Origin of the sequence: Streptomyces sp. CB01580 (assembly GCF_001905795.1) — a bacterium.
In the GTDB taxonomy this organism is placed as follows: Bacteria; Actinomycetota; Actinomycetes; order Streptomycetales; family Streptomycetaceae; genus Streptomyces.
Genome location: NZ_LIXJ01000021.1, coordinates 62,693 through 88,967 on the forward strand (window position 1 = coordinate 62,693; position 26,275 = coordinate 88,967).

Genomic DNA, 26,275 nt, shown 5'->3' on the forward strand with positions numbered 1-26,275 from the left:
CGCCGCGTGGCCGGCCCGCCGTCCGGCGCCTTTGGGCCCGGACAGCGGGCCGGCCCCCGCTCCGACCACCGCCCTCCGATACGGGTGGCCGAGCCCCCATCTCCGTCCGTCGTGCGGGCCCATCGGCCCGCGTTCACATCGAGGAATCAACATGGACTCGTCGCCGGGAGCCACCCCGTACAACGCCCCCAGCGGGTGCCCGATGCACGGTGAGCGCCAGACGTCGCTCTACGGGCCGGAGTTCGCGGCCGATCCGCAGCGCGTGTACGACGCGTTCCGCGCACACGGGCCCGCCGCCCCGATCGAGCTGGCCCCCGGCGTGGACGCCACCCTGGTCGTACAGCACGAGGCCGCGCTCCGGGTGCTGCAGAACCCCTCGTACTTCGCCCGCGACTCACGGCGGTGGGCGGCGCTCCGGGAAGGGCGCATCGCGCTCGACAGCCCGGTACTGCCCATGATGGCGTACCGGCCGAACTGCCTGTTCACGGACGGTACCGAGCACCTGCGGCTGCGCAAGGCGGTCACCGAGAGCCTCGCCCGGCTCAACACCACCCGGCTGAGCCGGGACGTCGAGCGCATCGCCGACTACCTGATCGACCAGTTCATCGAGCGCGGCTCCGCCGACCTGCTGGGCGACTACGCCAAGCTGCTGCCGCTGCTGCTCTTCAACCAGCTGTTCGGCTGCCCCGGCGACATCGGTGACCGACTGACCCGCGGCATGTCGGGGATCTTCGACGGCGAGGACGTGCTGCGGGCCAACGCGGAGCTGACCGAGAGCCTGATGGAGCTGGTCGCCCTCAAGCGGCGGCAGCCCGGCGAGGACATCACCTCCTGGCTCATCCAGCACCCGGCCGGTCTGCGGGACGAGGAGCTGAAGGACCAGCTCGTCATGCTGATGGGCGCGGGCATCGAGCCGGAGCGCAACCTCATCGCCAACGCGCTGCTGCTCCTGTTGTCCGAGGACACGGGCAGCGCGCAGCGGCGCGGCACCGGGATGCTGGTCGAGGACGCCCTCGACGACGTGCTCTGGAACAACCCGCCGATCGCCAACTACGCGACGCACTACCCCGTCCAGGACATGGACCTGGGCGGCGTGACGCTGAAGGCGGACACGCCCGTACTGATCAGCTTCGCCGCCGCGAACACCGACCCGGCGCTCACCGACGCCCGCCAGACCCTGAGCAAGGGCGCCCATCTGGCCTGGGGCGCCGGCCCGCACGTCTGCCCGGCGAAGTCCCCGGCCCAGCTCATCGCCCTCACCGCGATCGAGCGGGTCCTCAACAGCGTTCCGGACCTGACCCTCGCCGTACCGGCCGCCGGCGTCGAATGGCGGCCGGGCCCGTTCCACCGCGCCCTGGTGTCGCTGCCCGTGCGGTTCAGCCCGAGTGCGCCGCGCCGGGTCGCGAACGTGCCGAGCACCGCGGGCACTTCGCCCGTGTCACCTCGTATCTCCCCCCTTGACGACGTCACCACGACGCGCCACGACACCGGGGAGCCCCATAAGAGGAACAAGGGCTGGTGGAGTTCCTTCCTGGACGTCTTCCGGGTGTGAGCGCGGACGACGGGGAGCGGACCGCGCCTAGTGCCGTGACCGGCAAGGTTTGCCCGGAAGGAGCGGCGTCCGGTGCGTGCGATCGCAAGGCGGCCGAAAGCCCTCGGATGGGGTCTCCCCTGCTCGAACGAAGTCGAGAGCTTGGGGAAGGGCTACGTGGGCTTTCGGCCAACGCCGAAGGGGGTCCCCCCTGGCCCTTAAGGCCTTGGGGGAGTGCGTGCCGGGCGGTGCGACGGGGCAAACGTTGCCGGTCACGGCACTAGTGCTGTGACCGGGCGCCGAGCGGTCCGCTCCCCGTGATCCGTGATCCGTGATCCGTGATCCGTGATCCGTGCAATGGTCGTGATCCATGCAACGGTCCGGGTTCGCGCAACGGTCCGTGATCCGCGGTACGATCCCGCGATCCGAGTCCGGATACCGGTCGGAAACTTCCGGCCGTCGGCTTCCGAAAAAACTCGGCTCCCGACGACCGGAATCAGCCGAATTTCGCGCATAACTTGCCTTTCCTGAAAAGGGCATTGGGCACCACTCTGCATATGACAAGAGGCCACAGGGGCATTTCTCTGTGATAGGAGCAACAGGCACGGGGGCTTGGCGAACATATACGGAGGGGTAGGTTCTGGCCGTAACCATGAGCCCGGATCAAGGAACTCTGTGTGAGCGCTGCAAGTGGTACCGAAAGGCCCGCCGACGACCGCCGTGCCCTCATCTCTCTGATACGGCGTCTCAAATCACCGGAGGGACAGGCGGATCCCTACGGCCTGCTCGCCGAGGTGAGGGCCATGGGGGACGTCGTGCGCGCCCCTTGGGACGCGTACTTCGTCACGGGCTTCGACACATGCAGTGAGGTGCTCCGCGGCCGCAACTGGCTGGCACCGGACTTCGCCTGGCAGGAACGCCAGGACGACCCCGAGCGCTGGGGAGCGGTCGCCACGCAGGAGATGACCAAGACGCTCTCCCGCCTCAACGCCCCGGAGCACACCTGCCAGCGCCGCAGCCTCGGCAACCTCTTCGACCGCTCGACCATCCAGCGGCTGACCCCGGTCATCGAGGAGCACAGCGCCCGCCTGCTCGACGACCTGGCGGAGAAGCTGCGCTGGGGCGAGGCCGACTTCGTCAGCACGGTCAGCGAGCAGCTGCCCATCAGCACCATCGGCTCCTGGCTGGGTGTCCCGGCCGCGGACCACCCCCACATCCTGGAGATCACCCACAACCAGGTGCACGCCCAGGAACTGCTCCCCACCAAGAGCGAACTCGCCGTGTCCGCCGAGGCGACCGGGCACCTGCGCACCTACTTCACCGAGATGGTGCGGCAGCGGCGCGCGGAGCCCGGCAACGACATCCTGACCGGCTGGATCCACCACTGGGACGCGCGGGAACCCGACCGCGAGACGGCCGACGAGATCCTCTACCGTCTCACCATGTTCGTCACCATCGCCTCGCTGGAGACCACCGCGACGCTGCTGTCGGCCATGGTGGGGCTGCTGCTCGGGGAGCCCGGCCGGTGGACGTGGCTCAGGGAGAACCCCGGGCACATCGACGCGGCGGTCGACGAGGTGCTGCGGTACGACCCGCCCATCCAGATCAACACCCGGGTCGCCGCCGAGGACACCGTCCTGGCCGGTGTCCCGATCGCGAAGGACAGCATGGTCCACGTCATGTACGGCGCCGCCAACCACGACCCGCGGCGCACCGAGAACCCGGACGCCTTCGACATCGAGCGCCGCGGCACCCACCTCACCTTCGGCGGCGGGGTGCACTACTGCCTGGGGGCGGCCCTCGCCCGGCTGGAGGCCCGCACGCTCCTCATCCAGCTGCTGGAACGTTTCCCCACCCTGCGGGTCACGACACCGCCCGTGTACGCGTCCCGGCTGGTCTTCCGGCGCGTGACCTCGATGGGCGTGTCGATATGAAGCTCTCGCTCTCGGAGCGCCTGTCCGGGTACCGGCGGCCGCGCACGGTCCGCACCCTGCGCGAGGGCCCGGTCCTGCGCGTGGAACTCGACCGCCCCGAGTCGGGCAACGCCGTCAACGAGGAGATGCTGGACGACCTGCTCGCGATCCTGACCGCTCCGGACCCCGAGGTCCGGGTGCTGGTGCTCGGCGCGGCCGGGGACGACTTCTCCCTCGGCGGGGACCGCAACGAGTTCGCGGACTGGCTCGAGGAGGACCAGGAGGGCCGGGGCATCCGGATCGCGGGCGACAAGGCCCGCCGCGTCTGCGAACTGCTCTCGACCAGCCGGATCGTCACCATCGCCCGGGTCCAGGGCAAGGCGATCGGCGCGGGGATGGCCCTGGCGCTCGCCTGCGACCTGCGGGTCGGTGCCGAAACCGCCAGTTTCCGGCTGCCGGAACTGGCGCTCGGCCTGCCCACCGCCTGGGGCGGCATGCTGCCGCGGCTGATCCATGAACTGGGCGCCGCCCGGACCCGGGAGATCATCCTGACCGGACGGCCCATCGGCGCCGCCGAGGCGTACGAGCTGTCGGTCCTCCAGCGCGTCGTGCCCGAGGACGAACTCGACGCCGCCGTCACCGCATGGGCCAAGCCCGTCGCGCGCCGCCCGGAGTCCGCGGTACGGATCACGAAGGCCCTGCTCAACTCGTACATGGCCGCGAACCGGATGGCCGATCCCGCGGTCCTGGACTCCGAGCTCATGGCCGCGGTCGCCGCCGCGAGCAGGCGGGCCCGGGACGCCGGGGAGAGCGCGACGGGCGCGGTGCCGGTGCGCTGAGCCCCTGCACAACGTCCGTGCGGCAGTGACGCCGTACCGCGTCCGTACGACATCTGCGTGACGCCGTACCGCGTGCGTACGACATCCGCGCGGCGCCCGCATGACGTCGTGGCGCGTCCGTCGCGCGTCCGGCGCGTCCGCACCGCATTGTGACATGAGTCACCGACGAGTCACTGGAACCTCCCCCGCGGCGCCGGACAGCCGGGGGAGGTGAGCACACACATGCGTACCCGGACAAGGGCCGGAAACCCGAGCCCGTTCGCCGAGCTGTTCGACGGCTACGCCCGCTCCGTGTACAACCATGCCTTCCGGCCGACCGCCGACTGGGCCACCGCCGAGGACGTGATGGCCCAGACCTTCAGGGCGAGCGCAGCGTCCAGGTGCGGGGCGACGGCGGGGACAGCGGCGTCGTCAAGCGCGGCACGGTGACCTTCACCAGCGCCGTCATGAAGCGGGCCGTCGTCGACGACATCAAGCAGGTTCCGGCCGACGGCAGCTGAGTCCGGCCACACCTCGGTCGGGCCGCGGCCGAAATGTGGCCTCGGCCCGACCGGCCCCGTCCGCAGGACGTCCGCCGGAGCCGTTCCCGGCCCGCGCGGGACGTCCGGCGGCGAGGACGTCCTGCGGCGGACATCCCGCGGCAGGCGTCAAGCCGCGCAGAACTCGTTGCCCTCCGGGTCCCGCATGAGCCACCAGCGCCCGGCGGGCCCCTTGTCGACCTCCTGGACACGGGTCGCTCCCAGGCCCTCCAGCCGGGCCACCAGGGCGTCGAGGCCGCCGGGTTCGCCGTGGACGTCGATGTGCAGACGGTTCTTGCCGGACTTGCCCTCGGGCACGTCCTGGAAGAGCAGCCGTCGGCCGCGCCCCACCCCGCTGGTCTCGTCGAACGGGTCCTCGGGGTGGCGGATCGCGGCGTAACCGCGGAAGGTCCTGCGCCCGCCGTGCTCGACGATCGCGTTCTCGTCGATCCGGCCCGCGGCCAGCAGTCGCTCGACCAGAGCGCTGGGGTCCTCCACCTCGTATTCCAGGGCCGCGGCCCAGAAGTCCGCGAGAGCCGACGCGTTCGCGCTGTCGATGACCAGCTTCCAACCCAATGCCATGTAACCGATTTTATTGGTTACACCGTGCCTCCACAACCGGCTTCGAACCGGACTCGAACCGGTTTCACCGGCGCCCACCGATTCGCCTCGTCATCCTGTGCGCCCGTCGGCCGTCCTGCGCGAGGGGGAGGACGGACATGCCGCGTACTGCGGCGACAGTACGCAGGAGTCCATGCAGGTGAACGACGACGATGACGCCCCCGTTCACGAAGGATCGAGGTATTCCTCCGGCCCCGCCGTGCGCCCGACGTGCCACCGGCGTGCACCGTCACGCCCGGTCACGGGCCGTGCGCACCGGTCCGCGTACGGCCCGCACACGGCCCGCGCGCGGCACGTACGGCTCACGCGTGGCCGGAGCACGGCATCCGTGCCGCCGATCCGTCGCCCGAACCAGACTGGAGCGCCTCTTCGTGGCTACCTTCCTCTACCGGCTAGGCCGCTTTTCCTTCCGGAGGCGACGACTGGTCGCCCTGCTCTGGGCGGTGGTCCTGGCCGCCTGTGCGTTCGCGGCGGCCAAGGCGCCGACCGCCCCCGAGGACGGGTTCTCGATGCCCGGCACGGAGTCGCAGAGGGCGTTCGACCTGCTGGACGAACGCTTCCCCGGCCAGAACTCCAACAGCGCCGACGCCCGTATCGTCTTCGTCGCCCCCGAGGGCCAGAAGGTGACCGCGGGCACGAACAGGGCGGCCGTCGAGCGGGTCGTCGCGGCCGTGGCGGGCGGCCCGCAGGTCAAGGCCGCCCTCGACCCGTTCGACATGGCCGGGGCCATCAGCGAGGACGGCCGCACCGCGTACTCGACCATCACGTACGACGTGCAGAGCGTCGACCTCACCGACGCCACCACCAAGGCGCTGGAGGACGCCGCGGAGGACGGGCGCAAGGCCGGACTGACCGTCGAACTCGGCGGCTCGGCCCTCCTGCCGGACTCCGAGGTCGGCGGCTCGACGGAACTCGCCGGCATCGTCGCCGCCGCCGTCGTCCTGCTCGTCACGTTCGGCTCGCTCGCCGCGGCGGGGCTGCCGCTGCTCACCGCGATCGTGGGCGTGGGCGCGGGCGTGGCCTCGATCATCGCCGCCGGGATGTCCACCACGACCACCACGCTCGCCATGATGCTGGGGCTCGCGGTGGGCATCGACTACGCCCTGTTCATCGTCTCGCGCTACCGGTCGGAACGCGCGGAGGGCCACGATGCCGAGGAGGCCGTGGCCCGGGCCGTGGGAACGGCGGGTTCCGCCGTGGTCTTCGCCGGTCTCACCGTGGTCATCGCCCTCGCGGGACTGTCCGTCGTGAACATTCCGGTCCTCACCAGGATGGGCCTGGCCGCGGCGGGCACCGTCGTGATCGCCGTCCTGGTCGCGATGACGCTGCTGCCCGCGCTGCTGGGCTTCTTCCGTACGGCGGTGCTGCCGCGCGGCGACCGGGACGCGTCCAGGAACGGGCGCGCACGCCGCGGGCGCCGCGCCGGGACGTCCGGGGCCTCCGGGAGCACGAGCGGTACGGACGGCACGGACGGCGCCGCCCGGCCCAGCATGGGCACCCGCTGGGCCCGCCTCGTGATCCGCCGCCCCCTCGCGGTCCTCGTGCTCGGGGTCCTCGGTCTCGGCCTGATCGCCGTACCGGCGCTCGATCTCCAGCTCGGCATGCCCGGCGACGAGTCGCAGCCCACCTCCAGCACCAAGCGCCGTGCCTACGACGCGCTGGCCGACGGCTTCGGCCCCGGCTTCAACGGGCCGCTCACCGTCGTCGTCGACGCCAAGAGGTCCGACGACCCGAAGGCCGCGGCGGCGCACGCCGCGAAGAAGCTCGCCGCCACCGACGGCATCGTGGCCACGACGCCCCCCGCCTTCAACAAGGCGGGCGACACCGCGGTCCTCACCGCCGTGCCCGCCACCGGGCCGAGCTCCGAGAAGACCACGGACGTCGTCCACACCATCCGCGACAAGGCGCACGGCCTGGAGGCCGACACCGGCGCGAAGATGCTCGTCACCGGCACGACGGCGGTGAACATCGACATCTCGCAGAAGCTCTCCGACGCGCTGGCGCCCTACCTCGCGCTCGTCGTCGGTCTGGCCTTCCTGCTCCTGATGATCGTCTTCCGTTCGCTGCTGGTACCGCTCAAGGCGGCGCTCGGCTTCCTGCTGTCGGTGGCGGCGGCCTTCGGCGTGATCGTCGCGGTCTTCCAGTGGGGCCGGCTCGCCGACGTCCTCGGCGTCGAACAGACCGGACCCATCATGAGCATCACGCCGATCTTCCTGATCGGTGTGGTCTTCGGCCTGGCCATGGACTACGAGGTCTTCCTGGTGACCCGGATGCGCGAGGCGTACGTCCACGGCGAGCGGCCCGGCCAGGCGATCGTCACCGGGTTCCGGCACAGCGCCCGGGTCGTCGTGGCCGCGGCGGTCATCATGATCGCGGTGTTCGCCGGGTTCATCGGGATGAGCGAGGCGATGATCAAGATGATGGGCCTGGGCCTCGCCGCGGCCGTCTTCTTCGACGCGTTCGTCGTCCGCATGACGATCGTCCCGGCCGTTCTGGCCCTGCTCGGCGACCGGGCGTGGCGGCTGCCCCGGTGGCTGGAGAGGGTCGTGCCCCGGGTGGACGTGGAGGGTGAGCGGCTGAGCCGTAGCGGTCCCGCGGCCGTGCGCGCCGAAGCGAGGGCGGCGGGGACGTGGCCGGCGGAAGCGGAGCCGACGGGCACCGAGAAGGACTCCGAGCACGGTCCCGTGCGCGTATGAGACCTCCCCGTACGGAGCCGGCTCCCCGTACGGGACCTCGTACGCCCTCGGGGCGAGACACGCCCTCGGAACGGGATGAGGCGCGGGGTGCCCGGAGGCCGTCCGTCGTACGTCACGACAGACGACTCCGGACACCTTGCGCAAAACGGACGGCCGCGTCGGCGACCATGGTGGGACCGAGAAGGAAAGAAGAGCGCATGTTCACCGACTGGCGGCTGTGGGCCCGGCGCCACCCCCGGGCTGTCGACGCGGCGGTGGCCGTGCTGCTGTGGGCCTTCGCGGTCTTCTCCAGCACCGTGACCGACGCCCGGATCGTCCGCGGCCCGGCACCCTCCTTCGCCCTGGCGGCCACCGTGCCGTCCGCCGTCCTGCTGCTGGGACAGCGCACCTACCCGCGCACCGTGGTCGTGGTGACGACGCTGTGCGGCAGCGCCCTGGGCCTGATGGGCAACGACATGGGCTTCGACCCCTCGCCAAGCCTCACCGGCGCGGCCCTGGTGGCCCTGTTCCAGCTGGCTCTGCTCACGGACCTCCGTACGACCTCGGTGTACACGCTGGGGGCGGTCGCCACCCTCGCCACCGTCTCGGTCGTCTGGGGCGACGGCGCGCTGCTGCGGCCGGACCGGATCGGCATCCTCTCCTGCGTCTTCCTGGCGGGTGCGGTCGGCGAGTCGGTGCGCAGCCGCCGCGACTACGTGGCCGCCGTGGAGGCACGGGCCGAGCTCGCGGAACGCACCCGCGAGGAGGAGGCACGCCGCCGGGTGAACGAGGAACGGACCCGGATCGCCCGCGAGCTGCACGACATCGTCGCGCATCACATCGCCCTCGCCCACGCGCAGGCGTCCACCGCCTCGTACCTGCTGCGCAACCGGCCGGAGCAGGCCGGGCAGATGATGGACCAGCTCGCCGGGACCACCTCCTCCGCACTGCGCGAGCTGAAGGCGACCGTAGGGCTGCTGCGCAGCGAGGACGACCCCGAGACACCGCTGGAGCCCTCTCCCGGCCTCGCCCAGCTACCGGAGCTGATCGCCTCGTTCGAGCAGACGGGTCTCACCGTCCAGGTGTCTGTGGAGGGCACGGTGCGGCCGTTGTCGCCGGGCGCGGACCTCACCGCGTACCGGATCGTGCAGGAGGCGCTGACCAATGTCACCAAGCACGCGGGGTCCGCGACGGCCTCGGTCCGGCTGGGCTACTCGCGCCGGTTGCTCACGCTCACCGTCACCGACGACGGACACGAGCCGCAGCCGTCGGGCACGCCCGGGTACGGCCTCATCGGCATGCGTGAACGGGCCCTGTCCGTCGGCGGCCGGCTGTCCGCCGGGCACCGGGCGGCCGGTGGTTTCGAAGTGACCACGGAGCTCCCCCTGGAGTCGCAGACCGAGCCGGAGAAGGACGCGGAGACGGCGACGGGCGCGACTGCGGCCACGAAGGCGACCGCGGGGGCGTCCGTGGCCACGGAGGCGGCCACGGAGACAGAGGCAGAGGCGGCCCCAGAGGCCGGGCCGAAGGTGGACACGGCGATGGACACGTCGGCGGGAGCGGGGTGGGCACGGCCCGAACCTCTCCGGAACGATGACGACACGGACGGGACGGGAGGACTGCACGGTGACGATCCGGATACTGCTGGCCGATGACCAGGCACTGCTCGCCGGGACCTTTCGGCTGCTGATCGAGGCGAACGACGACATGGAGGTCGTCGGCGTCGCGGCGGACGGCCGCGAGGCGGTGGAGCAGGCCCGCGCCACGCTGCCGGACGTCGTCGTGATGGACATCCGCATGCCGGGACTCGACGGCGTGGCGGCGACGGAGCTGATCTGCCGCGACGAGACGCTGCGCGGAACCCGCGTCCTCATCCTCACCACGTTCGAGATCGACGAGTACGTGACCCGGGCCCTGCGCGCGGGCGCCAGCGGGTTCCTCGGCAAGGGCGTCGCCCCCGGGGAACTCCTGGACGCCATCCGCACGGTGGCCGCGGGGGACACCCTGCTGTCGCCCACCGCGACCAAGGCCCTGATCGGCCGATACCTGGCCCTGCCCGAGGGCAGGGTCGCCGCGCCCGACGTGCTGGGCGTCCTGACCGCACGCGAGCGCGAGGTCGTGGCGCAGGTGGCCGAGGGCCTGTCGAACGACGAGATCGCCGGGCGGATGCACGTCAGCCCGCTGACCGTACGCACCCATGTCGGGCGGGCGATGACGAAGCTGGGGGCCCGGCACCGGGCCCAACTCGTCGCGATGGCCTATCAGTCGGGGCTGGTGCGGGTGGACCCGCCGCGGCCCGGCGACGACTTCCGGAACGCGGGGCGCTGAACGCGGGCCGACGAGCACGGGCCGACGGACCACGTCCGATGAGCCTCCGTTCCGCGGCCCGTGCCCGACGGCCTCACGGCCGCGGACGCCGCCCGCCCCACGGGCCGGATTCCGCGACCCCCACGAGTTCTCCCTCCTCCACGCCCCGGCAGCCGCACCGATGCCCGGGCCGCGCGAGGTTCGCCTCGATGCCGTCCAGGGCCCGCCGGAGCACGGCGATCTGCGCCCGCAGGGCCTCGGTCGCCTCGACCGCGTCGACCACCTCGACCGCCTCGGTCGTCGGCCCGACGGCCCGGGACATCGTGGCGGCACCGGACGCCGTGGCGGCCACGGAAGCCGGGACGGCCTCCGAATCCGTGGCGGGCCCGGGGATCGCGGTGGCATCGGGGATCGCAGCGGTACCGGAAGCCGCGGCGTTCTCCTCCCTCTCACGCGTCATCTCCAACTCGCGTGCTTCTTCCAGCGAGTTGATGACGACACCGATGAGGAGGTTGACGAGCAGGAACGAGCCGAGCAGGACGAACGACGCGAAGTACACGATCGTCCAGCGGGAGATCTCCAGCCCTTCACGGACCGCGTCCCCGAGACCGTCGAGGGTGATGAGGAGGAACAGGCTGAGCGCCGCACGGCCGAGTGAACCGAAGTGCTCGGGGTTGTCGTCCGCGAAGAACACCCAGCCGACCATGGCGTACACGTACAGCAGGAGCGTGCCGATGAGCAGGAAGCTCAGCGTGCCGGGCAGGCTCTTGCCCACCGCCACGATGACGATGCGCAGTTGGGGCAGGAAGCGCGCGGCGCGCAGCACCCGGGCCAACCGCAGCAGCCGCAGCACGGTGGCGTTCTCTCGGGCGAACGGCAGGAAGGCCAGGGCGACGACGAGGACGTCGAACATGTTCCAGGGGTCCCGGAAGAAGTCCCCGGGCCGGTCGGCGTGGGCGGCGCACCGCAGCAGGATCTCGACGGTGAACGCGCAGAGAAAGGCGTACTCCGTCGCCTTGAGCGCGCCGTGCCACTGCTGCACGACCCCGCTGTAGGTCTCGATACCCAGCAACGCCGCGTTGGTCACGATGAGGCAGAACACGGTGCCGGTGAAGGCCGGGGAGTCCACGATCCTGCGGCCACGCACGGCGATCGCGTGCCGTAAGGGTGCGGCGACCTGTTCGGACATGGTGTGACTCGGCTCCTCGCATCCTCGCAGGTGCGTTGCCCCCGCGGGCCGGTCCGCTCACCGGCCGAAGTGGATCTTAGACCGACCGTTCGCGGCCGGTACGGGCGTCTCCGGCGCGCGGCCCCGCGGCCCGATCGCTAGCGTGGGACTGCGGACGAACTCGTTGATAACGGGACAGACGCATAGAGAGCGGATGAACCCACAGAGGGCGAAGGAGCCGGAGCCATGGCTGTACGAGCGGAGGGCACACCGTGCTGGGTCGACGCGATGTTCCCCGACCTGGAGGCGGCGAAGAGCTTCTACGGTGATGTGCTGGGCTGGACGTTCGGCGAGTCCGCGGAGGAGTACGGCAACTACACGCAGGCGTACGCCGACGGCAGGGCGGTCGCCGCCGTCGTGCCCCCGATGCCCGGCCAGGAGGGCCCGGCGGCCTGGTGCCTGTACCTCGCCTCGCCGGACGCCGCCGCCACCGCCGCGAAGATCCGTGACAACGGCGGAGAGACGCTGATGGACCCGATGCAGGTCGGTGAGTTCGGCACGATGCTGCTGGCCCGCGACCCCGCGGGCGTCGTCTTCGGCGTGTGGCAGGCGGGCTCCCACGAGGGCTTCGAGGCCCATGGGGTGCCCGGCACGTTCTGCTGGGCCGAGGTCTTCACCCGGGAGCCCGGGAAGTCCGACACCTTCTTCTCCGCCGTCTTCCCGTACTCCATGGCGAAGATGGAGGACGAGCACGTCGACTTCAGGCTGTACAACATCGGCGACGAGACGGTCATGGGACGGATGCGGATGGGCGACGACTTCCCGCCCGAGGTGCCGTCGCACGTGAACGTGTACTTCACCGTCGCGGACTGCGACGCGGCCGTGGCGAAGGCGACCGAGCGCGGCGCGGTCCTCCGGTTCGGCCCGATGAGCATGCCCTTCGGCCGCTTCGCCGCGCTGACGGACCCGCAGGGTGCGGCGTTCTCCGTGATCGACATCCACACGACCGAGGGCGAGATGCCCAAGATGTCCCCGGTGTCCTGACCTGCCCCGACGGCCCGGTCCGGCCTCCCCCGGTGGTTCCGCCCGAGTCGCGGACCCGTCGCGGATCCGTGCCGGGCCCGAGTTGCGGGCCCGTCGCGCATGGGGTTGTTTCGAAGGGGGAGGCGGGCGCGTGCCCCGCGTGGTCCCCGGCCGCCCGGCCGGGTTCCCGGCTCCCCCGGTCGGTTCCCCGGCTCCCCGGTTGGGGGTGACACACCGTGCTGTTCGTCGACCGCGTGGACGCGGGACAGCAGCTGGCCGAGGCGCTCCGCCATCTGGAGCGCGAGAACCCCGTCGTCCTGGGGCTTCCGCGCGGCGGGGTCCCGGTGGCGTTCCAGGTGGCGCAGACGCTCGGTGGTCCGCTCGATGTGATCGTGGTCCGCAAACTCGGCGTACCCCATCACGAGGAGGTGGCGTTCGGCGCCATCGGCGAGGGCGGGACACGGGTCCTCAACGAGGAGGTGGTCAGCCGTCTGCGGTCCGGGAAGCAGGATCTCGCCGCGGTCGAACGGGTCGAGGCGGCGGAGCTGGTGCGCCGCGCACAGGCGTACCGCGCGGGCAGGCCGCGGATACCGGTCGAGGGCCGGACCGTGATCGTCGTCGACGACGGTGTCGCGACCGGCGCCACGGCCGAGGCGGCCTGCCGAGTGATACGGGCCCAGCACCCGGCCCGTGTAATAGCGGCGTTTCCGGTGGCGCCCCCGGACGCGGTGACCCGGCTGCGGGAGTGCGCGGACGAGGTGGTGTGCCTGTCCGTGCCGCCCCTGTTCTACGCCGTCGGCGAGTGGTACCGGGACTTCTCGCAGACCTCCGACGACGAGGTCGTCGCCCTGCTGGCGCGCGCCCGGTACGGCGGACATGTGACGCCGGGCAGCGACGGCGACGGCTGACGCCCGGGTCCGCACGCGCCGGGCGGGCCCCCGACCGGATTCAGCGGCCGTTCTTGCCGAACAGGAGCTTCCACGGCGCGAGGGCGGATTCGATCTGCACTCCCAGTCCGAGTTTCGACTGACCCGCGACCCGTTCCTCGAATCGGATCGGCACCTCGACGATCTTCAAACGGCGCCGGACCGTACGGTGGTTCATCTCCACCTGGAAGGAATAGCCGTTGCTGCGCACCGAGGACACGTCGATCGCCTTCAGGGCCGACGCACGCCATGCCTTGAAACCCGCGGTGGCGTCCCTCACCCGCAACCGCAGGATCGCGTTGACATAGAAATTCGCCCACGCGGAGAGCGCCTTGCGGTGCCAGGGCCACTCGGTGGCGAGCGAACCGCCCGCCACATAGCGGGAACCGATCACCACGGCGGCGTCCTCGGCGAAGAGCGTCTCGATCATCACGGGGAGCCGCGACGCGGGATGGGACAGATCCGCGTCCATCTGGACCACGACGTCCGCGCCCCCGTCGAGCGCACGCGTCATCCCCGCGACGTAGGCGCGGCCCAGCCCGTCCTTCTCCTTGCGGTGCAGCACCTCGACCACTCCGGCGGGGTCCGCCGCCAGCTCGTCCGCGACCGCGCCGGTGCCGTCCGGCGAATTGTCGTCCACCACGAGAATGCGCAGACCGGGCAGTCCCAGACCGGTCAGGAGATCCACGAGGACGGGCAGGTTGTCCCGCTCGTTGTAGGTGGGCACCACCACCACGATCTTCGGTGAGTCCTTCGCCCCGGCGCTGTCCTCGTGTCCCATTTCCCGCTTCCCCGTGTCCCTTTCCCGTTTCCCCGTGTGCTGCGTTGCGCGACCCGTAATCCGCGACCCGCGTCACACGTCCCCGTGATCCCCCCAGGCTTTTCCCGACCCCGTCCTCGGATTCTCCTCGGAGTCTCCTCGAACTCTTCGCGCGATCTCCGGGTGCTTCTCCGCACGGGATCGCGCGAGCCTAGCATCCGGGGATTCCTCGGGCCGGTCGCGGAAAGCTCCCGGAATTCGTCGCGCCTTTCCTCCGGACGTCCGCCGGTGCCATGGGTCCGCACACGCCGGAAAGAGGGACGAAGCGGTCACGACCAAGGCCACGCCCAACAGCCGCACCGCACTCCACCCCGACGGCGGGCGGCCGGGCCGTCGCGCACGTGGTGCTCGGCCGGGACCGTCGCGGGCAAGGCGCCCGGATCGCGGACACGGGCGCAGGCACGGCGCACGGCCGGCCTCCGGCGGCGGTCCGCTCCGTACAATCCGCGTACGGAACCAGGGCACGGCCCACGCGAGGACCACGGCGTGGCCGTGCGACCGCGTGACCGCCCGGCCGACGGAACCCGCGCGCACGACGCACCCGATGCGCCCGGCAGCCCCCGCCGCGACCGGTGTCCCCGAGAGCGAGAGGTCCCCCCGTGGCCGTAGACGACACCACGCCGCAGCCCCACGACACCGCCCGGCCACCGCGGGACACGGCTCCGCGCCCCCGCCCCGTCACCGTCGTCACGGGTGGCAGCCGCGGCATCGGCGCCGCGACCTGCGTCCGCCTGGCGTCCGACGGGCACGACCTCGTGCTCGGCTACGTGCGCGACGCCGATGCCGCGGAACGGACCGCCGACGCGGTCCGGGCCGCGGGGGCGCGCTGCCTCACGGTGCGCGTGGACACCTCCGTGGAATCCGATGTGGAACGGCTCTTCGACCTCGCGGCCGCACGGCTCGGCCCGGTCACCGGCCTGGTGAACAACGCCGGTGTGACGGGCCCGCTGGGGCGGCTCGTCGACACCTCGACGGACACCCTGCGCAGGGTCCTGGACGTCAATCTCCTCGGCGTCCTGCTGTGCTGCCGACGCGCCGCGAAGGACATGGTCGCTGCCGGGGCGGGCGCGATCGTCAACGTCTCCTCGGCAGCCGCCACCCTCGGCAGCCCCGGCGACTTCGTCCACTACGCGGCCACGAAGGCGGCGGCGGACGCACTGACGGTGGGACTGTCCAAGGAGCTGGGGCCGGACGGCATCCGCGTCAACGCCGTCGCCCCCGGAATGATCGACACCGAGATGCATGCCGAGGCGGGCGACCCGGACCGGGCGCACACCGCCGCGGCCGGGATCCCGCTCGGCCGTCCGGGCACGGCGCCGGAGATCGCGTCCGCCATCGCCTGGCTGCTGTCGGGCGAGGCGTCCTACGTGACCGGAGCGGTGCTGCGGGTCGCGGGCGGACGGTAGCGCCGCGGGCCCGGGAGAGCGCCCCCTCCCGGCGGTCGCCGACCACGGCCCCGACGGCCCACGGCCACCGCCCGTCCGACGACCGGTGTTCCTGCCCGACGACCGCCTCACCCGGACGGACGGTGGCGGAAGAACCACCGTTGAACCGATCACCCCGGGGGTACAGGTGCCCCGTGCCGAACTTCGAGATCACCACCGCGAGCGCCGACGACCTCGTCATGCTGGCCGACTGGGCCCACGCGGAGAGCTGGAACCCCGGACTGACCGACCACCACGCCTTCTACGCCGCCGACCCGCGCGGCTTCCTGATCGGCCGGCTCGACGGCGATCCGGTCTCCTGCGTCTCCGTGGTCCGCTACGGCACCGGATTCGGGTTCCTCGGCCTCTACCTCACCCGGCCCGAACTACGGGGCCAGGGCTACGGGATCCGGACCTGGCGGGCCGGTATGTCCCGGCTCCAGGGGCGCAACGTGGGGCTGGACGGTGTGGTGGCCCAGCAGGACAACTACCGTAGATCCGGGTTCCGTTCCGTCTGGACCAACATGCGCTACGAGGGCCGTCCGGCCGATGTGCCGTCCGCGCCTCCCGGCACCGCGCTCGTCGACGCCCGCGGTATCCCGTTCGATCAACTGGCCGCCTACGACCGGCGTTTCTTCCCCTCCGAGCGCGACAGCTTCCTCGCGTCCTGGATCGCCGGACCGGCCCACGCCCCGCTCGCCGCCGTCCGTGACGGGGAGTTGCGGGGCCTCGCCGTGCTGCGCCCCTGCCGCACGTCGTCCCGGATCGGCCCGGTGTACGCGGAGTCCCCCGAGGTGGCCGGTGCCCTGATCGGCGCACTCGCGGCCGGTGATCCGAACACCCCGGTGGCGATCGACGTGCCCGACGTCAACCCGGCCGCCGTCCGGCTCGCGCGACGGCTGGGCCTCACCCCGTCGTTCGAGACGGCCCGGATGTACACCGGACCGTCACCGGACGTCGACCATCCCGGGCTGTACGGCATCACCAGCCTAGAACTGGGCTGAGGCACCACGTCGACGGACTGCGCGCGGCCGACGGCGGGCCCGTCGACAGCACACACCGACGAGCCCACGCCGTACGGCCCATGTCGGAGAGCCCACCCCGCAGGGCCCCACCTCCTCAAAAGCCCCGGCGACGCTTTGCCGCAGCGGGACCCCGGCGGGCGCGCGCCCGGGGTCCCAAAACCCCCGGCGCCCGACTCAGGTGAGCGGGTGCGATGTCCGGCCGGACGCCTCGTCGATCTCGTCGTGCGCCTTCGTCAGCATCTTCATCGCCAGTTCGTTGAGTGCTCTGGCTCCCGCGATCTCCTCGCCGACCCTCGGCTGTTCCTTGTCGGAGGGGTGACGGCTCGCGTACCCGTGTGCGCGTACCTCGGCCCCGTCCGGCAGTCTCACCAGAGCGGCGGCGCGGGTGCGGTGACTGTCCTCCTCGAATTCCAGATCCACATGCCACCCGACAGCTGTGTGCATCATCTCGATCACCTCCCTACCAGAGTGCGCCCGTTCCACCGCCCCTGCACCACGGCACACCCCCCGCGAACAGGCTGTACGAACGTCGCGGCTTCCGGGCCGGGAGTCGGGGGTCTACCGGTTCCCGACGGACGAGCCGGGGTCGGCATCGGCACCGGAGTCGGGGACGGCACCGGAATCAAAGGCGGGGCCGCTTCCGTCGCGGCGCGCGGGTGCTGCGCAGGTCGGACGGACGAAGGCCGAACGCTCCGGGGCTGTGGGCCGGCCGGGGACGAACAGGCGGCCCGGAGCGCCGGAGTCGAGGATGGACCCGTCGGGAGCGAACCGGTCCAGGTCCAGGGTGCCGTGCGTCGCCGGGGCGGCCGGTGGGAGCCGGAGCGCCGTCGCGATCTCCTCGGGGAGCGGGTCGAGGCCCAGCAGGCCGGTGACGATCCGGGTCGTCAGCGTGTGCCAGGCGCCGGCGCGGCGCAGCATCGCGTGGTCGCTGTTCCGGATCGCGACCAGGCAGGAGCGGGCCCCGGCGCGGCGGGCGCGGGCGGTGAAGGACCGGGATTCCCCGGGGCTGGTGACGCGGTCGCGGGTGCTGTGGAGGAGGACGACGTCACGGTCGGCGAGCTGGGCGACCGGATCGTCCGCCGGACACCAGGGGGCCAGTCCCACCACCCCGCGTACCAGCGGATGCCCGGCGGCCCGGAGGGCGGCGCGGGCGCCCATCGAGTGCCCGACCAGGACCACCGGGAGCTCGCCCGCCTCGCGCCGCAGGGTGTCCAGGGCGCGCAGCGTGTCGTGGAGCGGGTCCTCCCGGGAGCCGTTCCAGCCCTGATGGGCGTATCGGGCGGTGCGCACCAGGACGTCCCCGGCGCCGCCGCCGTCCATGGCTCCGTCGTCGCGGGCGGTCGCCCGGCCGACGGCCCGCGCGAACGGCCGCATCCGGACGGCGGGCAGGTTCAGAAGGCCGGGCGGGGGCGGGCCCAGGCCCGTCTCACGGCCGCCGTGCAACAGGAGCACAGCAGCGGCCGGCGGTCGACTGCCGGTCATGCGCACCTCCCTCCTCGTCTCCGCGCGTATGCCTGTGCGGTACCCCGCTCCCTGTCGAGCATGCGGCACGCGCGGCCGTGTCGCCGGACCGTCGGAGATCGCCGGTCGGACGGACGCCTCGGGCCGCCGGTCCGAGGCGCCATGAAAGCGCGACACCGCGACTGTCCACAGCCTGTGGACAGACAGTCGCAAGAGTCCGACCCTCGGGCGCTTGCCCCGTACGCCGCCGGGAAACGGCCCGCGCGGGGGCCGCACCGACGCCCGGCGATGGTCCGGCATCCGGCATAAAGAGACCGTAAAAGTTTTCCGGCTTCCGGCAATGTGTTTCGGCCGTCCCGTATGGGATCATCCAGCTAGCGACCGGAAAGGTTCACCGGCTCGCGACGACCGGCACGGCACCTCGCCGCGTTGTCACATCACCCGAGTACGTCCCGTACGAGGGCGATCCTCCGCCTTGCGATGCACCGCACCGGACGCCGCGAGCTTCCCGGCAAACCTTTCCGGCCACAGCACTAGTTCGACGGAGATGTTCGGGGGAAGCATGTTCGGAGGATTTCGAGGACCGAGAGAGGTGATCGCGTGACCCTGTTTCTCGGTCTCGGTATCGCAGGGGTCGTCCTGCTCGTCCTGTCGCTGGTCTTCGACGGCGTTCTCGAAGGTCTCTTCGGCGGTGTGCTGGACGGTCTCTTCGACGGGCTCCTGTCCCTGCCCGTCATCGCGGGGTTCCTGTCGATGCTCGGCTTCGGCGGCGCGATCGTGCTCGGCACCACGGGCGCCGGTACGGTCGTGGCGACCATCTGCGGCGTACTCGCCGGAATCGTCGCGGCGTGGCTCACCTGGAAGTTCAGCCGGGCGCTGATGCGTGATCAGACCAGTGTCACTCCGCGCGGGGAGGATCTCGTCGGCACGTCCGGGTCGGTCGTCACGGCCATCCCGGCCGACGGCTACGGCGAGGTCCTGCTGCGGCTGGCGGGCCAGCCGGTGAAGCTGGCGGCGAAGAGCGCGGTGCCGGTCGGACGCGGTACGGAGGTCTGGGTGGAGGCCGTGCTGTCCACCACCTCGGTCGCCGTGCGGCCCGTCGAGCACTGACCCCACCGAACCGGGACACCATCCGTCGGACCACCGCGGCCACCACCGCACCACAAGCACCACAACCCGCAATCGAACTGCCGTCCCGCAGGGAGGCAGGGGGGACACCCTTATGAGCCCAGTCGTGACCGCAGTCGTCGGAGTCGTCGTACTCCTGGTACTGCTCGCCCTCGTCGTCATCACCCGCTACAAGGTCGCGGGGCCCAGCGAGGCGTTCATCATCACCGGACGCCGGGGCAAGAAGTCGACCGACCCGGTGACGGGCCGCACCAGCATCGACAACAGCGGCCAGAAGGTCGTCGTCGGCGGCGGTGTCTTCGTCGTCCCGTTCGTCCAGCAGAAGTTCACCCTCGACCTGTCCAGCCGGCACATCCCGGTGGCCGTGCGCGGGGCCGTCACCCTGCGCGGGGTGAAGTCCAACCTCGAAGGCGTCGCGATCGTCAAGGTCGGCGGCAGCGAGGAAGCGATCCGGGCCGCCGCCCAGCGGTTCCTCCAGCAGCAGGACGGCATCGTCGGCTTCACCCAGGAAGTGCTCTCCGGCGCGCTGCGCGCCATCGTCGGCCGGATGTCGGTCGAGGACATCATCCGGGACCGCGCCGCGTTCGCCGGGCAGGTCGCGGAGGAGGCCGAGGCCAGCCTCTCCGGCCAGGGCCTGATCCTGGACGCCTTCCAGATCCAGGACATCACCACCGAGGGCTCCTACCTCGAAGACCTCGGCCGCCCCGAGGCCGCCCGTGCCAAGCAGGAGGCGGACATCGCCGAGGCGAACGCCAAGCGCGCCTCGGAGCAGGCCCGGCTGAAGGCCGCCGAGGAGATCGCCGTCGCCGAGCGGACGTTCTACCTCAAGCAGGCGGAGATCAAGGCCGAGACGGAGGCCGCTGCGGCCAAGGCCAACGCGGCGGGCCCGCTCGCCGAGGCGGCCCGTCAGCAGGAGGTCCTCGCGGAACAGGAGAAGGTCGCCGAGCGGCAGGCCGCGCTGACCGACCGCGAACTCGACACCAAGGTCCGCAAGCCCGCCGACGCCGCCCGCTACCAGGCCGAGCAGGAGGCGGAGGCCCGCCGGATCGCCCAGGTGAAGGAGGCCGAGGCGGACGCCGAGCGCGCCCGGCTGACCGGTCAGGGCGAGAAGCTGCACCGCTCGGCCCTCGCCGACGCCGTGCGCATCGAGGGTGAGGCGGAGGCCGCAGCCATCGGCGCCAAGGGTGCGGCCGAGGCCGAGGCGATGCAGAAGAAGGCGGACGCCTTCGCCCGGTACGGCGACGCGGCCGTGCTCCAGATGCTGGTCGAGGTGCTGCCGAACGTCGTCGCCAAGGCGTCCGAGCCGCTGAGCGCCGTCGACAAGATGACCGTGATCTCCACGGACGGTGCGAGCCGGCTGTCGCGCACGGTCACCGACAACGTCGCCCAGGGCGTGGAACTCCTCAGCTCCACCACGGGCGTCGACCTGGCCGCGCTGCTGAAGAACCTCAAGGGCACTGCGGCCGCCCCCGCTTCGGACGGCGTCGCACCGTCCGGCGCGTCCGCCCGTCCGACGGGCGGGGCCGATGCCGCCCCCGCCGACGGGAAGATCGAGATCACCGACTGACCGGGCCCGTCCCGTACGCGCCTGTATGTGCCCGGCCGGTATCGCACCGGCCGGGCACACGCATGTCAGGAACCCCCGCGCCCGTCGCCCACCGCTCGCGCGTCCCGCCCCCGCACCGGCGCGCCGGAGGCGGCGGAACCCTCCGGATAGGGTAATGCGCGGATAAAGAGATCACCAAGAGTGTCGACATGTCGCCACGTCCCTCAGGAGGAAGCCATGGGAACCCACCGCACCACGCTGCCCGGAGTCGGTGTCCAGTACGACTACACGACCGAGTCGGGTCAGCACATCTCCGTCGTCGTGCACCACGACGGGCGCCGGTTCATCGGCTTCTACGACCAGGACGATCCTGATTCGTGCCGTCTCTCGGTACCGCTGACGCCACAGGAGGCGACCGGCCTCGCGCACCTCATCGACGCGGCGCCGATCGACGCGGTACGCACCGAGGGCATCGACCTGGTCACCGAGCACATCCCGCTCGGGACGCGCTCCCCCTACGGCGGACGGCTGCTCGGGGACACCCGGGCGCGCACCCGCACGGGGGCCTCGATCGTCGCGGTGCTGCGGACGCACAGTGCGCATCCGTCGCCCGGGCCGGACTTCCGGCTGGCCATCGGGGACACGCTCGTCGTCGTCGGAACCAGGGAGGGCGTCGATGCGCTCTCCGAGATCATCGCGGAGGGCTGACAGTGCATGACATGACCGCTTTGCTGGTGGAGCTCGGCTCCGTCATTCTGGGGCTGGGAATCATCGGGCGGTTCGCCGGGCGGATAGGACTCTCGCCCATTCCCCTGTATCTGCTGGCGGGGCTCGCCTTCGGGGAAGGCGGGCTCCTGCCCCTCGGCGCCAGTGAGGAGTTCACCGCCGTCGGCGCCGAGATCGGTGTCATCCTGCTGCTGCTCCTGCTGGGCCTGGAGTACAGCGCCTCGGAGCTGGTGACCAGTCTCAAGACCCAGTACCCCTCCGGGGCCGTGGACTTCCTCCTCAACGCGACCCCCGGAGCGGTGGCCGCGCTGCTGCTCGGCTGGGGACCCGTCGGAGCAGTCGCGCTCGCCGGGGTCACGTGGATCTCGTCGTCCGGGGTGATCGCCAAAGTGCTCGCGGACCTCGGACGGCTCGGGAACCGGGAGACGCCCGTCATCCTCGGCGTCCTGGTCATCGAGGACCTCTCGATGGCCGTGTACCTGCCGCTGCTGACCGCGATACTCGCGGGAGTGGGCTTCGCCGGAGGCAGCATCGCCCTGCTCATCGCGCTCGGCACCGTCGGGTTCGTGCTCTACCTGGCCCTGCGTCACGGACGGCTGATCAGCCGGGCCGTGTCCTCCGACAACCCGGAGATGCTGCTGCTGGTCGTGCTCGGGCTGACGGTCCTGGTGGCCGGCGTGGCCCAGGAGTTGCAGGTGTCCGCGGCCGTCGGCGCGTTCCTGGTCGGGATCGCGCTCTCCGGTGAGGTCGCCGAGGGCGCGCGCAAGCTGCTCACCCCGCTGCGGGACCTGTTCGCCGCCGTCTTCTTCGTGTTCTTCGGTCTCTCCACCAACCCGGCCGAGATCCCGCCGGTGCTGCTCCCGGCCGCGCTGCTGGCCGTCGTCACGATCTTCACCAAGATAGCCACCGGCTGGTACGCCGCCCGCCGGGCCGGAATCGGGTCGAAGGGACGCTGGCGGGCCGGCGGAACGCTCGTCGCCCGCGGCGAGTTCTCCATCGTCATCGCCGGACTGGCCGTGGCGACCGAGCCCCGGATCGGGCCCATCGCCACCGCGTACGTCCTCATCCTCGTGATCGCCGGACCGCTCGCCGCCCGCTGGACCCAGCCGATCGCGGCCAAGGTCCTGAGCCGACGCGGCCGTTCCACCGGTGCGGGCACCACGAAGAACACCGCGGATGCCACGAACACCGCGAGCGCCACGGTCCCCGCCGCGCGGGAGGAGATCCCGGCCTCCGCCGACTAGTAGTGCTTGGTCAGGTCGGTGCGAAGGTGGCGTCGTCCGCCCGAAGGGCCGGACGGGACTTTCGAAACACGCCCCGGCGCCGTGACCGGCAGTGTTCGCCCAAAAGGACACCAGGTCCCGCCCAGCACCCCGACCGACCGCATCCACCGCCCCGGCCGCCCAGTCGACGCCCGTACTCACACGGCGTCGCCGGGCGGCCGGGGCGCTTCGCAATCGGGGCACTTCGGACTCCGGGGCACTTCTCCCGACAGCCACTCGTTGCACTCAGTGCTGCACACGGAACATGGAGAACACTCCGGGAAGCACCCGCCTGCTAACTTCTACACGCCTGTAGAGTTCAGTTGGTTCCGGCAACACAACGCAACGCAACGTATGGAGACGACATGGCACTGTGGGATCGGATCAAGGAATCCGCTTCGTCGATGCAGTCGCAGCTGGAAGCGAAGAAGAACGAGCTGAAGAGCGGGGCGTTCCGTGATGCGAGCATGGCCATGTGCGCTCTCGTCGCGGCCGCCGACGGTTCCGTGGACCCGTCCGAGCGCCAGCGTGTCGCCTCGCTGATCGCCTCCAACAACGTTCTGCAGAACTTCCCGGCGGACGACCTCCAGCGTCGCTTCAACGACTACGTGAACAAGCTCACCGCCGACTTCGACTTCGGCAAGGTCTCCATCCTCCAGGAGATCGGCAAGGCGAAGAAGAAGCCGGCCGAGGCGCGTGCCGTCGTCCAGATCGGCATCGTCATCGGCGGCGCCGACGGCGACTTCGACGCGTCGGAGCGGGCCGTCGTGCGAGAGGCGTGCTTCGCGCTCGACCTCCCGCCGCACGAGTTCGACCTGTAGGGCCTGTCTCCGGACCGGCCCTGGTCCTCAACCCCCTTCCCGGCGGACCGGTCACCCCGGCCCGCCCGCGTACCGCCGGACGACCACGGACCGGACGAGCGCCGGTCCGCGTCCGGCAGGCCGGGGGTGTTCAACTCCCCCGATGAGCACCCCCGGCCGCTTTCCCCCCGGCGCCCGCGTCACAGCTCTTTGGCCGGCCAGTCCAGCAGCCGGGCGCCGATCACCGCCGTCTGCAGCGTGTAACGGTGCATCGGGTCGGCCGGATCGGCCCCGGTCAGCTGGTGGATCCGCTCCAGACGGTAGGTCAGCGCCCGCACGCTCAGCGACAGCCGCCGGGCCGTCTCGGCGGCGACGCAGCCCGCGTCGAAGTAGGTGATGAGCGTGTTGAGCAGGGGCTCGGCCCCGCCGCGCGCCCGCTGGAGCGGGCCCAGCTGACCGCGCACCAGGTCGGCCATGGCCTGCCGGTCCCGGGTCAGCACCGGATAGACCAGCAGATCGGCGGCGTACAGCACCGGATCGTCCAGGCTCATCCGCTCCGCGAGATCGAGCGCGTCGAGCGCCTCGTCGTAGGAGTGGACCACGCCCCCCGGGCCCGGATGCGGACGGCCGACCGCCACCCGGCCGCCGTCCGTCGCCGCGTGCGCCTGCTTGGCGAAATAACGCAGCACATCGGGCTGGCTGGCCGGCGCGATGCAGACCAGCCGCCCGTCCTTCGTCGTGATCAGGATCTTCCGGCCGCTGAACCGCGCGAGCAGCGCCGACTCGACCGTGCGGGGCACGGAGTCGGTCTCCGTGTACGCCTCCGGGCCGGTGGCCACCGCGACCGCGTGGGCGCGGGAGAGCCGCAGCCCGAACCGGGTGGCGCGCTCGGCGAGCCGGCCCAGGTCGCTGCGCCCGTACAGCAGGTCGTCGATGAACTCCCGGCGCGCCGCCTCCTCGCGCCGCACCGTCATCCGCTGGGCCCGTTCGAAGCCCTCGGCGAAGGCGTCGACGGCCTGCTCGACCGCGGCCAGTACGGAATCGGTCGTCGCGGCGTCGGCCGAGGGGCCGCACGGCCAGTCGGCACGGGTCGCCGCGAGATGGAAGCCGACCAGGGCGCGTATCTGGAAACCCGCCTCGGCGGCCCGGCGCCCCGTGGCCCGACGAGCCTCCAGCTCGTCCCGGGTCAGCCGACGGCCGGTGGCGGCGACCTCGGCCAGGATGCGGACATACTCACCCAGATATTCGTCGGGAATCTCCGGCGCAGCCACACGTACCCCTCACTTCATGACGAGACTCTGACACTCATCCAACACCACGCGACACTGCCGGTGCCCGGCATCAAGAATGTATAAAGTTTGCCGGATTCCGGCAGTGCTATCCCGAGGCCCCGAATGGCACGATCGACCCAGCACCACGGGGGAACACGGGGGAACACGGGGGATGCACGGGGGATGGCCCGGCCGTCGCGGCACCGCCATGCGCGGGCCGCGACCGCCGGGGTCACCCATCGCCGTCACCGGACCCCGCCAGGACAGACAGGGATGGACCGATGCAGGAATTCCTGAGCGCGGCGACTGCCTTTCCAGCCGTACTGTTCGGAACCGCGCTGGCCGTGGTCGTCTTCTTCTGGCTGCTCGTGCTGGCCGGTGCCGCCGACCACCAGTCCTTCGACGGGGACCTGGACACCGGCCTGGCCGGGATCGGCGGAGTGCCGGTCACCGTCTCGGTGTCCGTGATGGTCGTCGTCGGCTGGTTCACGAGCCTGACCGGTACCGTCCTGCTGCATCGCGGCGGGGCCACCGGCACCCTCCGCGCGGTGCTCGCCTGCGCCGTGCTCGTCGGGTCGCTCCTGATCGCCTGGACCGTCACGCGGGCGCTGGTGAGTCTGCTGCGCCGCCGCCTGCCCGAGGTGCCTCCTCCGTCGCGGCAGGACTTCCTCGGCCGGGTCTGCACGATCCGCACCGGTTCCGTGAGTTCCGACTTCGGCCAGGCCGAGGTCGTGGCGGACGACGGTTCCACCGCGATCGTCCAGGTCAGGCTGTTGAGTCCGCCGGACGGGTCGCTGCTCGTCGCGGGCAGCGCGGGGCTGCTGTACGCGTACGACGACGACGGCGAGTTCTTCTGGGTCTCGCCGTACGACAGGGCCCTCGATCCGGGCCCGCCGGGACGGCCCGAGCAGCCGGAGCAGCCGAAAGGGCTTGAACGGCTGAAGCGGTCGGAGCGCCTGGAGCGGCCGGAACGGCCGAGGTCGCAGGTTCCGCCGGGGTCGCGCCGCGCCAGGCGCCCGGTCGCCCGGCCCGGGGCGCGACCTGCCACGCACCAATCCGGCTGACAGGTCGGCCGGTCGTGCGGTCAGCCGCTGCGCCGGCGCGCCCGATCACGCCGGTGCCCGCCCCGAGGGACGACGCGCGGGGTGTCTCGCGGAACGCCGTGGCCGACGACCACCGTCCAGCGCCGGACACGTTCCGACGGCCCCGAACCGGACTGATCGTGATTGAACGTGACTGAACGAAAGAACGAAAGGGACTGACCGGGACTGAACGGGGCCGCACGGGGCTC

Annotated in this window: 19 protein-coding genes and 4 pseudogenes; 17 read left to right on the forward strand and 6 right to left on the reverse strand. The window is 71.6% G+C overall.

Annotated elements, in window-relative coordinates:
• Window positions 1–151 precede the first annotated feature (151 nt).
• The 4 genes and pseudogenes from AMK22_RS26580 to AMK22_RS41180 form a co-directional block, all read left to right on the forward strand.
• On the forward strand, window positions 152–1,552 hold the full coding sequence (locus AMK22_RS26580; protein ID WP_079186414.1) for a cytochrome P450: 1,401 nt from the start codon (window positions 152–154) through the stop codon (window positions 1,550–1,552).
• Window positions 1,553–2,334: 782 nt separating this feature from the next.
• Window positions 2,335–3,465 carry a cytochrome P450 gene (locus AMK22_RS26585; RefSeq protein WP_073789062.1) on the forward strand — a complete coding sequence of 377 codons (1,131 nt, stop codon included), beginning with the start codon at window positions 2,335–2,337 and terminating at the stop codon, window positions 3,463–3,465.
• Window positions 3,462–4,283 carry an enoyl-CoA hydratase/isomerase family protein gene (locus AMK22_RS26590; protein ID WP_073789063.1) on the forward strand — a complete coding sequence of 274 codons (822 nt, stop codon included), beginning with the start codon at window positions 3,462–3,464 and terminating at the stop codon, window positions 4,281–4,283. The genes AMK22_RS26585 and AMK22_RS26590 overlap by 4 nt, the downstream gene beginning before the upstream one ends.
• A 222-nt stretch (window positions 4,284–4,505) precedes the next feature.
• Window positions 4,506–4,643 (forward strand): annotated as a pseudogene (locus tag AMK22_RS41180) (RNA polymerase subunit sigma); the annotation flags it as partial.
• A 287-nt stretch (window positions 4,644–4,930) separates the two neighbouring features.
• Here the strand turns inward: AMK22_RS41180 and AMK22_RS26600 are convergent.
• Window positions 4,931–5,383, reverse strand: coding sequence for a VOC family protein (locus AMK22_RS26600; RefSeq protein ID WP_073789065.1), 453 nt, complete (start codon window positions 5,381–5,383; stop codon window positions 4,931–4,933).
• Window positions 5,384–5,793: 410 nt separating this feature from the next.
• Between AMK22_RS26600 and AMK22_RS26605 the strand changes: the two genes are divergently transcribed.
• From AMK22_RS26605 to AMK22_RS26615, 3 genes are all read left to right on the forward strand, one after another.
• The gene (locus AMK22_RS26605) at window positions 5,794–8,118 is read left to right on the forward strand and encodes an MMPL family transporter (protein WP_073789067.1); all 2,325 of its coding nucleotides are present in this window, start codon (window positions 5,794–5,796) and stop codon (window positions 8,116–8,118) included.
• A gap of 197 nt (window positions 8,119–8,315) precedes the next feature.
• Window positions 8,316–9,752 carry a histidine kinase gene (locus AMK22_RS26610; protein WP_073789068.1) on the forward strand — a complete coding sequence of 479 codons (1,437 nt, stop codon included), beginning with the start codon at window positions 8,316–8,318 and terminating at the stop codon, window positions 9,750–9,752.
• Window positions 9,724–10,425 carry a response regulator transcription factor gene (locus AMK22_RS26615; RefSeq protein ID WP_073789070.1) on the forward strand — a complete coding sequence of 234 codons (702 nt, stop codon included), beginning with the start codon at window positions 9,724–9,726 and terminating at the stop codon, window positions 10,423–10,425. Before AMK22_RS26610 ends, AMK22_RS26615 begins: the two co-directional genes overlap by 29 nt.
• 73 nt (window positions 10,426–10,498) lie before the next feature.
• Here AMK22_RS26615 and AMK22_RS26620 read toward each other — a convergent pair whose 3' ends face one another.
• Window positions 10,499–11,593: an ion transporter gene (locus tag AMK22_RS26620; protein WP_079186407.1), complete on the reverse strand. Its 1,095-nt coding sequence runs from the start codon at window positions 11,591–11,593 to the stop codon at window positions 10,499–10,501.
• A gap of 225 nt (window positions 11,594–11,818) precedes the next feature.
• Between AMK22_RS26620 and AMK22_RS26625 the strand changes: the two genes are divergently transcribed.
• Together AMK22_RS26625 and AMK22_RS26630 are read left to right on the forward strand one after the other, a co-directional pair.
• Window positions 11,819–12,616, forward strand: a complete 798-nt coding sequence (locus AMK22_RS26625; protein WP_073789072.1) for a VOC family protein — start codon at window positions 11,819–11,821, stop codon at window positions 12,614–12,616.
• Between the two features lie 215 nt (window positions 12,617–12,831).
• A pseudogene (locus tag AMK22_RS26630) lies at window positions 12,832–13,458 on the forward strand (phosphoribosyltransferase); the annotation flags it as partial.
• Between the two features lie 85 nt (window positions 13,459–13,543).
• On the opposite strand, the gene AMK22_RS26635 reads toward AMK22_RS26630, so the two are convergent.
• Complete coding sequence (locus AMK22_RS26635) at window positions 13,544–14,302, reverse strand: polyprenol monophosphomannose synthase (RefSeq protein WP_073789076.1); 759 nt, start codon at window positions 14,300–14,302, stop codon at window positions 13,544–13,546.
• Window positions 14,303–14,940: 638 nt separating this feature from the next.
• On the opposite strand from AMK22_RS26635, the gene AMK22_RS26640 reads away from it, so the two are divergent.
• Together AMK22_RS26640 and AMK22_RS26645 are read left to right on the forward strand one after the other, a co-directional pair.
• Entirely contained in the window at window positions 14,941–15,747 is an 807-nt protein-coding gene (locus AMK22_RS26640; protein WP_073789078.1) for an SDR family oxidoreductase, read from the forward strand.
• A gap of 173 nt (window positions 15,748–15,920) precedes the next feature.
• Entirely contained in the window at window positions 15,921–16,769 is an 849-nt protein-coding gene (locus AMK22_RS26645; RefSeq protein ID WP_073789080.1) for a GNAT family N-acetyltransferase, read from the forward strand.
• Window positions 16,770–16,964: 195 nt separating this feature from the next.
• Here AMK22_RS26645 and AMK22_RS26650 read toward each other — a convergent pair whose 3' ends face one another.
• Both AMK22_RS26650 and AMK22_RS26655 read right to left on the reverse strand, forming a co-directional pair.
• The gene (locus tag AMK22_RS26650; RefSeq protein WP_073789143.1) at window positions 16,965–17,237 is read right to left on the reverse strand and encodes a DUF1876 domain-containing protein; all 273 of its coding nucleotides are present in this window, start codon (window positions 17,235–17,237) and stop codon (window positions 16,965–16,967) included.
• Between the two features lie 321 nt (window positions 17,238–17,558).
• Window positions 17,559–18,272, reverse strand: a pseudogene (locus AMK22_RS26655) (alpha/beta hydrolase); the annotation flags it as partial.
• Window positions 18,273–18,851: 579 nt separating this feature from the next.
• Here AMK22_RS26655 and AMK22_RS26660 point away from each other — a divergent pair.
• From AMK22_RS26660 to AMK22_RS26680, 5 genes are all read left to right on the forward strand, one after another.
• Entirely contained in the window at window positions 18,852–19,361 is a 510-nt protein-coding gene (locus AMK22_RS26660; RefSeq protein WP_073789081.1) for a hypothetical protein, read from the forward strand.
• 112 nt (window positions 19,362–19,473) lie between these two features.
• Complete coding sequence (locus AMK22_RS26665) at window positions 19,474–20,946, forward strand: flotillin family protein (RefSeq protein ID WP_073789083.1); 1,473 nt, start codon at window positions 19,474–19,476, stop codon at window positions 20,944–20,946.
• Window positions 20,947–21,162: 216 nt separating this feature from the next.
• Complete coding sequence (locus AMK22_RS26670; protein WP_073789085.1) at window positions 21,163–21,633, forward strand: cation:proton antiporter regulatory subunit; 471 nt, start codon at window positions 21,163–21,165, stop codon at window positions 21,631–21,633.
• 2 nt (window positions 21,634–21,635) lie between these two features.
• The gene (locus AMK22_RS26675) at window positions 21,636–22,895 is read left to right on the forward strand and encodes a cation:proton antiporter (protein WP_073789088.1); all 1,260 of its coding nucleotides are present in this window, start codon (window positions 21,636–21,638) and stop codon (window positions 22,893–22,895) included.
• A 383-nt stretch (window positions 22,896–23,278) separates the two neighbouring features.
• Window positions 23,279–23,734 carry a tellurite resistance TerB family protein gene (locus AMK22_RS26680; RefSeq protein WP_073789090.1) on the forward strand — a complete coding sequence of 152 codons (456 nt, stop codon included), beginning with the start codon at window positions 23,279–23,281 and terminating at the stop codon, window positions 23,732–23,734.
• A 179-nt stretch (window positions 23,735–23,913) separates the two neighbouring features.
• On the opposite strand, the gene AMK22_RS26685 is transcribed toward AMK22_RS26680, so the two are convergent.
• A complete protein-coding gene (locus tag AMK22_RS26685; protein ID WP_073789091.1) occupies window positions 23,914–24,984 on the reverse strand; it encodes a PucR family transcriptional regulator in 1,071 nt (356 codons plus the stop codon).
• 281 nt (window positions 24,985–25,265) lie between these two features.
• On the opposite strand from AMK22_RS26685, the pseudogene AMK22_RS26690 reads away from it, so the two are divergent.
• Window positions 25,266–25,880, forward strand: a pseudogene (locus tag AMK22_RS26690) (hypothetical protein); the annotation flags it as partial.
• Between the last annotated feature and the right edge of the window lie 395 nt (window positions 25,881–26,275).